We start from the raw sequence: 3088 nt of genomic DNA on the forward strand, positions 1-3088 counted from the left end.
ATAGATATAGATGAAAACGTAGGATAAAGTTGGGTAAAGCCGACATAGTTTAGTTTATCTTTAACAACAAATATAACGGACTCCTTATTTTCTATACGTTGTTTTATGTAAGTCTTAGCTCCTTCTAAATTGGATTCTTGTGATAAAACACCCGATACAAATTAAATAAATTTGACACTCCTTCTAAATCCTCAATTGTAGCTTGTAATATTTTCATAATTTTCCCCACCTTATTTTGCTCCCTTAGTTAATGGAGTCTTTCTGCTAATCATGTAGGTTTCTATAAGATAAATACAAAGTGTTCCACTTAAATTTATGGCAAATTTTGCGTGTCGTTCGCTTGGTTTGTAATACACTTTTCCCTTGCCGTGTGAGTCTCCATAAGCATTTCTTAAGGCTCCAAGTCCTGTTACAACTCCATTTATTGAACCCAGTATTTGTTTAAAAATTTCCGCTCCATGTTGGTCTGGAGACAAGTTAAGCAATTGAGCAACCTTCTTGTACAATTGACTTAAATTGTCCGTTTCTTTATATTCTTCTTCAATGTCGTCAAGTATCCATTTCAACGTACTTTCAACCATTGCTCTGGTTGCAGTGATTGCGTCTTCTGGATCGGTCTTTGCTTGACTTAACGCTCTCTTCCAATCGTTTTCAACGTGTTCGATATTATACTCCCCAGTAAAGCTTTCAAGCTCTTTTGGAATATATGTTGTGTTTTCATATTGAACCTTTCCATTTACAAAAGCATAGCCATCACGTTCCAACAATTTAAAGAATTGCTTCAGAGTAGTATCATTTTGAAAAAACTCATTTTCTTCATTTTCGAGATAAAACATTTCTATTACATTGAACAATTTTCGCAAGTCACTAGAATTTTTAAAATCAAGTGAAGAAACGTAAGCGTCAGCAAGTGAACGTCTTTGCCCACTTAAAGTGGAGACATGATTTTCAGCTTCAAAGATGTATTCACATTCAAAGAGCTTTTGAATGGTTGCAAGTGTTCCATAGTCTGTTAATAAGTCATAAAAAGTATGGATTGTTCGTTTGCTTATCAAGTATCATTACCCCAATCTTTACCATTATCTTTAATTCCAATTATTACAAAAATGAACAAATAAGGCTACTATTTATATTGAACAATTATTCGGTACAGCACTTCACAAACTTATGTATTTTTACATTAGCTATAAAATTCAACAATAAAAATCGCTACATTTATCTTAACTTGTGGCACTAGGAGAAGACTGCAAAAGCGATCTAGACAATGTTATCGAAAAAATAGAGCTATTAAGAAAAAAGCATCTTAGTTTATATGTTACTATTATAAACAAGCACAAATATAAGGGTGATTTAATGAAAATTAATCTTTCTGCAACAGGAACTTGGAAAATAAAGAACTTAGACAAAGAGTATTACGGAGATTTGTATTTAAATGAAGATAAAGGGGGCATTATTCTTTACATTCGAATACCTAACAATGGCCCAATGCTCAGTTTTTTAGAACTTCCACTTACTATATCTTTCATTAATGGCTCGACATTAAATGGGGCTAAAATAGTTCTTGTTGATTGTGTTAGAGTTGCTACTCAAAGTAGAATTGGTTCAGAAGAAGTCTTTGGATATCAAGCTAACTTCATGTTTGAGGGGATTAATTTCGAAAGCGAAGAATCCATCAAATTTTCAAAAATACAAATAGGTATACCACATATAATTAAGTGGGGTGATATCTCAAATTATAAAAGACCAGACATTGAAGATACGAAAACTGCCATTGGTTTAGACATCACAGAACCAATTGAAATTTATTCATGTGAAGACTATATTTTATCCTATTATTTAAGTTTTAACGATTCAGGTTTTGACCTTATGAGAGAAAAAATTACTCTAACACAAACGCCATTTCTTATTATAGAATCTAAGACTATACAATCGTTAGATTGGTTTATCAAAATAGCCAATCAAATGAAAAGACTTATTGAAATAGCAATGAGTGAATCTTTAAGTTTTGATAAAATAATTGCAGAGTCTCCTGAGATTTATTATGAATTTGATGATGACACAAGGCACGTAAGGCCTGTCGAGGTTAAACATGCACTTAAACAAAAAAGCAAGAATAACTTGGACGAGAATAAATTAAGGCCTGATTTTCTATTTAATTTAAATGAGCTTAGAAATGCCAGTTTTTCAAAATGGCAAGACATATCATTAATTATGGAGCCCATAATAGAACTATACATTGACAGTATATATAATCAAGGATTATCTACAAATCGCCATTTTTTAAACATGGTACAAGCTCTTGAAACATACCACGCTCGTAGAATTTGTAACTCCTTAAGTAATTTCAAGAACAGGGTTGAGGAGTTAACTATAATAGAACCAGCAATAGAAGGAAAGATAACTGTAGAAAGATATAATCAAAGCGATAAAGATTTTCTATTAGATGGAAGTTATAAATATATAACTTTAAGAAGTCGACTGGCTGACCTATTATTAGCAGATCATACTTTTATCTTTTATACTGCAGACATTGATTATTTTAACTTTCCCAAGGTTATTGCTGACACAAGAAATTATTATACACATTATGATAAAAAGCTTGAAAATAGAGCTCTTAAAGGTGAAGACTTGATTAATGGATTTCATATCCTACGTAATATCCTAGAGTTCTACTTACTTAAAGAGTTCGGTTTTGAAGAAGAGTTTATTCATGACAGAACTCGCGAAAGAATTAGGCCAATAATAACTAGTAATAGTGTTAAGGAAGCAGCTAAAAATAAGAGATATGTTTAGATATGCTTTATAAGGGCGCTCCCTTTGACGGAGCGCCCTTATTTATAAAATTTATCTAAGATAGATATACTTAGTGCTGTTGTAGACTGTGGCGGTCTGCAAGCTTGAATACATAAACTAAGAGTATTGTCTTCATCCATGTCCGTTTATCAATTTATCGAAATCAAACTTCAGCCTTTGAATCGTTAGCGTAAAATAAAACAGACATATTTTCGCTTACTTTTAATACTGCAGTTTTTTGTCTAGCCTTAATTACTTCATTCGTTCATATAAAAGGGCGGCTCTGTCCTCCATG

Annotated in this window: 2 protein-coding genes and 1 pseudogene; 1 reads left to right on the top strand and 2 read right to left on the bottom strand. The window is 32.2% G+C overall.

Features of this window, described 5'->3' with window-relative positions; genetic code table 11:
- Positions 1–217 (bottom strand): annotated as a pseudogene (locus JCM9157_RS25570) (GNAT family N-acetyltransferase); the annotation flags it as partial.
- A 13-nt stretch (positions 218–230) separates the two neighbouring features.
- Complete coding sequence (locus JCM9157_RS25575) at positions 231–1055, bottom strand: abortive infection family protein (RefSeq protein WP_052013328.1); 825 nt, start codon at positions 1053–1055, stop codon at positions 231–233.
- Positions 1056–1353: 298 nt separating this feature from the next.
- Between JCM9157_RS25575 and JCM9157_RS22770 the strand changes: the two genes are divergently transcribed.
- On the top strand, positions 1354–2793 hold the full coding sequence (locus tag JCM9157_RS22770; protein WP_035668761.1) for an ApeA N-terminal domain 1-containing protein: 1440 nt from the start codon (positions 1354–1356) through the stop codon (positions 2791–2793).
- The last annotated feature ends 295 nt before the right edge of the window (positions 2794–3088 follow it).

Source organism: Halalkalibacter akibai JCM 9157, assembly GCF_000513135.1.
Lineage (GTDB): Bacteria > Bacillota > Bacilli > Bacillales > Bacillaceae_D > Halalkalibacter > Halalkalibacter akibai.